Here is a 5,200-nt window from a genome sequence, read left to right as displayed (position 1 = left end):
GCGCCCGGGCGCCCCCCCTGCGGGGTTTTTTTGTTTATGGGTGCTTATCTATTGCAATTCCTAGTTACGTTTCATTTTTACTCGCCGTACTCGCGGGCTTGGGGAGGTGGTGGGGCGGGCCTCGGGTGCCCGGTGCGCGGGGGTTTGGGCCGGGCGGTCACAATGGGTCGGTGACCAGCTCTGATGTGCACCGCTCCGGATTCGCCTGCTTCGTCGGCCGCCCCAACGCCGGGAAGTCGACGCTGACGAACAGCCTGGTCGGCTCCAAGGTGGCGATCACCTCCAGCAAGCCGCAGACCACCAGGCACGCCATCCGGGGCATCGTGCACCGCCCGGACGCGCAGCTGATCATCGTCGACACCCCCGGCCTGCACCGCCCGCGCACGCTGCTCGGCAAGCGGCTCAACGACCTGGTCTACGAGACCTGGTCCGAGGTCGACGTGATCGGGTTCTGCGTGCCTGCGGACCAGAAGGTCGGCCCGGGCGACAAGTTCATCATCGAGCAGCTGAAGAAGGTGGCCCGCCGCACCCCGGTGCTGGGCATCGTCACCAAGACCGACCTGGTGTCCAAGGACCAGGTCGCCCAGCAGCTGCTGGACCTGCAGCAGCTGATGGACTTCGCGGACCTGGTGCCGGTGTCGGCCAAGGACTCCTACCAGGTCGACGTGCTCTCCGACCTGCTGGTCAAGCAGATGCCGGAAGGGCCGCAGCTGTACCCGGACGGCGAGCTGACCGACGAGCCGGAGACCACCCTCATCGCCGAGCTGATCCGCGAGGCCGCGCTGGAGGGGGTGCGCGACGAGCTGCCGCACTCGCTGGCGGTGACCATCGAGGAGATGATCCCGCGCGAGGACCGCGACGACCTGATCGACGTGCACGCGGTGGTCTACGTCGAGCGCTCCAGCCAGAAGTCGATCGTCATCGGCCGTGGCGGGGAGCGCCTGCGCGCGGTCGGCACCCAGGCGCGCAAGCACATCCAGGCGCTGTTGGGCAGCAAGATCTACCTGGATCTGCACGTCAAGGTGGCCAAGGACTGGCAGCGCGACCCGAGGCAGCTGCGCAAGCTGGGTTTCTGATCACATCGCCGGTGTGAAATCGCTGGAACGGCCCCGCGCGCTCCTGCGTCTCAGGTACGTTGCTGCCGATCTTTGCGCTCAGCCGCAAGGCGGCTTGTAGGACTTTCAAAGGAAATGACGTGACGAATCCCTATGGCGGCCCGCCTTCGGGTCCCAACCCGCAGCAGCCGTACGGTCAGCAGCCCGGTGGATACGGACCGCCCTCGGGACCGATGCCGCAGCAGCCCTACGGTCAGCCCTCGCCCTACGGGCAGCAGGGCTACGGCGCCGCTCCGCCGAACAACAACATCGGGTGGGGCATCGGCTCGATCTTCCTCTGCTGGCCGTTCGCGATCCCGTCGCTGATCAAGGCCACCTCGGTGCAGAACCTGTGGGCCCAGGGCCAGTTCCAGCAGGCCCAGGTGGCCGCGGCCGAGGCCAAGAAGTGGGGCAAGATCGGCATCATCACCGGTGCCTGCGGTTGGGTCCTGCTCATCCTGTTCTACGTCGTGATCTTCGTCATCCTTGCCGCTGCGGCGAGCAGCACCAGCTACTGATCCGTTCAGCCCGGCCATGCCGTTGCGCGAGGGCGAAGCCGTCCGCAACGGCATGGCTGAACGCGGGGGGAGAGAGATTTTGAGCGAGCCGTCTGAACAGAATCAGGTGCCGTCCCAGGATCCGGTCAGCCTGCCCGCACCGATGCCGGCTCCGCCCCCGTACTCGGCGCAGTTCGGCGTGGCGCCGGTGCCGCTGAACAACAACCTGGGCTGGGCCATCGCGAGCCTGTTGATCTGCTGGCCCTTCGGGATTCCCTCGTTGATCAAGGCGCTGCAGGTCAACTCGCTGTGGTACCAGGGACAGCACGCCCAGGCGCAGTTGGCAGCCGATGACGCCAAGAAGTGGGGCAAGATCGGCGTCATCCTCGGTGCTTGCGGCTACGGCCTGCTCGTCCTGCTCGTCATCGCCTACTTCGTGATCATCTTCGTGGCCCTCGGCTCGATCACGGTCTCCCAGCTATGAGCGCAGGTCGGCTGCGCGCCATGGCGCTCCCAGCGGCCACGGTGCTGGTCGGATGCGCGGGAGCTGCCGTGGTGCTCGCCGCGGACCCGACTTCCGACGCGGGATTTCCGCTGCCGCCGTGCCCGGTCAAGTTCCTGACCGGGCTGGACTGCCCGGGCTGCGGTGTGACGCGCATGATCTACAGCCTGCTGCACGGCGATGTGCTGGCGGCGCTGCACTACAACGCGGCGGCGATGCTGTTCATCCCGTTCTTCCTGTGGACCTGGGGCGCCTGGGTGCTGGGACGCTGGCGTGGTCGGAGGGTGACCACCTGGGAGCAGTGGCGCTGGTCGCCGCACGCAGCGCTGGTCCTGATCGCCGTCTGGGCGGTGATCAGGAACCTGCCCTTCCCGCCGTTCGAAAGCCTCTACGTCTAGCTGTCGAACTCGCCCTGGAGGGCCGGACCGAGCACACCGGTAGCAGCGAGGACGACGAACGTGATCAACAGCGCCCACACCGCGAACAGCGACCAGCCGACGATGATGCCGGTCAGCGCCATGCTGCGGTTGGTGTAGGCCTGCGGGTCGCGGTTGATCTCGCGCATCGACACGTGCCCGAGGATCGCGCCGATCGGCCCGACGAGCAGCGCGCCGTAGCACGTGAAGATCGCGGCCAGCGAGACGCACATCGACGCGATCGCCATGCCGTTGTTCCGGGGGAGCTGCGGATAACCCGTGCCGTACGGCGAAGGGGCCTGGTAGTACGGGTTGTTCGGGTCGTACGGGTAGGTCATCCGTTCCTCTCAAGCTCAGCTGGTTCGCCGGTAGGACGTCCCGACGGGCGAACCGGATCCCCGCATTCTTCGCCTTGCTCGCGAGTTGCCCGCACAGAGGTGCGACGATGTGGGGGTGAGCCTCTACCGGGATACCGCGGTCGTGCTGCGGGTGCAGAAGCTGGGTGAGGCGGATCGGATCATAACCCTGCTGACCCGCCGCTACGGGAAGGTGCGCGCGGTGGCCAAGGGGGTGCGCCGGACCACGTCGAGGTTCGGCGCCCGCGTCGAGCCGTTCTGCCACGTCGACGTGCAGCTCTACACCGGTCGCACGCTCGACGTGATCACCCAGGTCCAGACCCTGGACGCCTTCGGCCTGCACATCGTCGACGACTACCAGCGCTACACCGCGGCCTGCGCGGTGCTGGAGACCGTGGACCGGCTGGCCGCCGAAGAGGGCGAACCGGTGCTGCGGCTCTACCTGCTGGCCAACGGGGCGCTGCGGGCGCTGGCCGCCCGGGATCGCGACTCCTCGCAGGTGCTCGACGCGTTCCTGCTGCGCGCGATGTCGTTCGCCGGGTGGGCCCCGGCGCTGTCCGAGTGCGCGCGGTGCGGTGCGTCCGGGCCGCACGTGGCGTTCAACGTGCAGGCCGGTGGCGCGGTGTGCGCGCAGTGCCGCCCGGCCGGTTCGGTCCGGCCGTCCGCGCACACGCTGCCGTTGATGGAGGCGCTGCTGCACGGCGACTGGGCGAGCGCGGAGCGGGCCGAGCAGTCGGTGCGCCGCGAGGCCAGCGGGCTCATCGCCGCCCACCTGCAGTGGTACATGGAGCGCCAGCTGCGCTCGCTGCCGCTGGTCGAGCGGACCGTGCCGGAGCTGATCCGGGAGCGGGCGGCGGAAGCCGCGCTGGTCGGCACCGCCGAGGACGGGCGCTGAACTGTTGATCGACGCGGGCGGGGACAATGGAGCCGCACGCAGTCCGAAGGGGAGAAGCCAGATATGTTGCGACGCCGTGGGCGGGGCAAGGACGACCCGACCGTACGGGCGCCGGATCCACACGCCTCGGGGGAGAAGCCGCCGGCGCTGCCCGCCGAGTTCGTGCCCAACCACGTCGCGGTCGTGATGGACGGCAACGGCCGGTGGGCCAACGAGCGCGGCCTGCCCCGCATCGAGGGGCACAAGCGCGGCGAGGCCGTCGTGCTGGAGCTGGCCCGCGGTGCGATCGAGCTCGGCGTCAAGTGGCTGTCGCTGTACGCCTTCTCCACCGAGAACTGGAAGCGCAGCCCGGACGAGGTGCGGTTCCTGATGGGCTTCAACCGCGACGTGATCGCGCGGCGCGTCGACGAGCTCGACGAGATGGGCGTGCGGGTGCGCTGGGCCGGGCGCAAGCCGAAGCTGTGGCGCAGCGTGGTCAACCAGCTGCAGTCCGCCGAGGTGCGCACGGAGAACAACGAGGTCATGAACCTGACCATGTGCGTCAACTACGGCGGCCGGGCCGAGATCGGCGACGCGGCGCGGGAGATCGCGCGGCTGGCGGCGGCCGGGAAGATCAACCCGGACAAGGTCGACGAGCGCACCCTCGCGAAGTACCTGTACCAGCCGGAGATGCCGGACGTGGATCTGTTCATCCGGCCCTCCGGGGAGCGGCGGACGTCGAACTTCATGCTCTGGCAGTCCGCTTACGCCGAGTTCGTCTTCCAGGACACCCTGTTCCCCGACGTGGACCGACGGCACCTGTGGCGGGCGTGCGAGGAGTACGCCCGCCGCGACCGGCGGTTCGGCGGGGCTGTTGATCGGGCGGCATCCGGTGAACCCGCCCAGGAGGGCAATTGATGACCCAGGAGGCCGCAACCACGGCGCGGTTGATGACCGCGGCCAAGGAAGCGCTGGAGACCTACCACGACGTGCACGTCGACGACGACGGCGCGCTGACCTTCCGGCACTCGGAGGTGCCGTGCGCGGTGCAGGCGATGCAGCTCGCCGAAGGGCTGACCGTGCTGAGCCTGACCTGCGTGGTCGCGTGGGACCTGCCAGCGTCCGAGGAGCTCGCCCAGTCCGTCGCGGAGCGCGCCGGGCAGGGCCTGTTCGGCACGCTGGGCGTGGTCCGCACCGAACGCGGCATGGACGTCACGCTGCGCTACGCGTTCCCGGCCGAGGGAATGGCACCGGCGCCGCTGGGCACCTTGATGATGCTTGTCGTGGCCACGGCGTCCCAGCTGCGCGCCGAACTCCTCGAGTCCGAGGACACCGCGTCCTGACGCTCCCGGGGACGCAAATTCAATGGAAATCGGACATCCGATTTCCATTGAAATTGCGTCACTCCGGACGACGTGGCGGGGACGTCCGCCGATCGCCGCGCGAGAATTCAGTACCTCC

At 68.7% G+C, this 5,200-nt stretch carries 8 protein-coding genes; 7 read left to right on the top strand and 1 reads right to left on the bottom strand.

What is annotated here, in order from left to right:
• Positions 1-170: 170 nt before the first annotated feature.
• From era to ABTZ89_RS35415, 4 genes are all read left to right on the top strand, one after another.
• Positions 171-1,076 (top strand): GTPase Era, encoded by a 906-nt coding sequence (gene era / locus ABTZ89_RS35430; RefSeq protein WP_351053203.1) that lies wholly within the window; start codon positions 171-173, stop codon positions 1,074-1,076.
• Between the two features lie 119 nt (positions 1,077-1,195).
• Entirely contained in the window at positions 1,196-1,612 is a 417-nt protein-coding gene (locus tag ABTZ89_RS35425; protein ID WP_270952066.1) for a CD225/dispanin family protein, read from the top strand.
• Positions 1,613-1,754: 142 nt separating this feature from the next.
• Positions 1,755-2,075 carry a CD225/dispanin family protein gene (locus ABTZ89_RS35420; protein WP_351053199.1) on the top strand — a complete coding sequence of 107 codons (321 nt, stop codon included), beginning with the start codon at positions 1,755-1,757 and terminating at the stop codon, positions 2,073-2,075.
• Positions 2,072-2,491 (top strand): DUF2752 domain-containing protein, encoded by a 420-nt coding sequence (locus ABTZ89_RS35415; RefSeq protein WP_270952064.1) that lies wholly within the window; start codon positions 2,072-2,074, stop codon positions 2,489-2,491. The genes ABTZ89_RS35420 and ABTZ89_RS35415 overlap by 4 nt, the downstream gene beginning before the upstream one ends.
• Here ABTZ89_RS35415 and ABTZ89_RS35410 read toward each other — a convergent pair.
• Complete coding sequence (locus tag ABTZ89_RS35410) at positions 2,488-2,847, bottom strand: DUF4190 domain-containing protein (protein WP_351053196.1); 360 nt, start codon at positions 2,845-2,847, stop codon at positions 2,488-2,490. The two genes, ABTZ89_RS35415 and ABTZ89_RS35410, sit on opposite strands and share 4 nt — an antisense overlap.
• A 115-nt stretch (positions 2,848-2,962) precedes the next feature.
• Here ABTZ89_RS35410 and recO point away from each other — a divergent pair, with 115 nt between their 5' ends.
• The 3 genes from recO (at position 2,963) to ABTZ89_RS35395 (ending at position 5,082) form a co-directional block, all read left to right on the top strand.
• Positions 2,963-3,760: a DNA repair protein RecO gene (recO, locus tag ABTZ89_RS35405; protein ID WP_270952061.1), complete on the top strand. Its 798-nt coding sequence runs from the start codon at positions 2,963-2,965 to the stop codon at positions 3,758-3,760.
• Between the two features lie 63 nt (positions 3,761-3,823).
• Positions 3,824-4,657 carry an isoprenyl transferase gene (locus tag ABTZ89_RS35400; protein ID WP_270952060.1) on the top strand — a complete coding sequence of 278 codons (834 nt, stop codon included), beginning with the start codon at positions 3,824-3,826 and terminating at the stop codon, positions 4,655-4,657.
• On the top strand, positions 4,657-5,082 hold the full coding sequence (locus ABTZ89_RS35395; RefSeq protein ID WP_270952059.1) for a hypothetical protein: 426 nt from the start codon (positions 4,657-4,659) through the stop codon (positions 5,080-5,082). Before ABTZ89_RS35400 ends, ABTZ89_RS35395 begins: the two co-directional genes overlap by 1 nt.
• The last annotated feature ends 118 nt before the right edge of the window (positions 5,083-5,200 follow it).

The organism is Saccharopolyspora sp. NPDC002686, assembly GCF_040295745.1.
Classification (GTDB): domain Bacteria; phylum Actinomycetota; class Actinomycetes; order Mycobacteriales; family Pseudonocardiaceae; genus Saccharopolyspora; species Saccharopolyspora oryzae.
Note: the sequence above shows the minus strand (reverse complement) of the source record. Positions and strands in the feature narration are given on the sequence as shown.

What these genes read in the sequence shown, in the direction of transcription:
- ABTZ89_RS35420 (WP_351053199.1), top strand. Translation starts at nt 1,755, where the DNA reads ATGCCGGCTCCGCCCCCGTACTCGGCGCAGTTCGGCGTGGCGCCGGTG.
- ABTZ89_RS35415 (WP_270952064.1), top strand. Translation starts at nt 2,072, where the DNA reads ATGAGCGCAGGTCGGCTGCGCGCCATGGCGCTCCCAGCGGCCACGGTG.
- ABTZ89_RS35410 (WP_351053196.1), bottom strand. Translation starts at nt 2,847, where the DNA reads ATGACCTACCCGTACGACCCGAACAACCCGTACTACCAGGCCCCTTCG.
- ABTZ89_RS35400 (WP_270952060.1), top strand. Translation starts at nt 3,824, where the DNA reads ATGTTGCGACGCCGTGGGCGGGGCAAGGACGACCCGACCGTACGGGCG.
- ABTZ89_RS35395 (WP_270952059.1), top strand. Translation starts at nt 4,657, where the DNA reads ATGACCCAGGAGGCCGCAACCACGGCGCGGTTGATGACCGCGGCCAAG.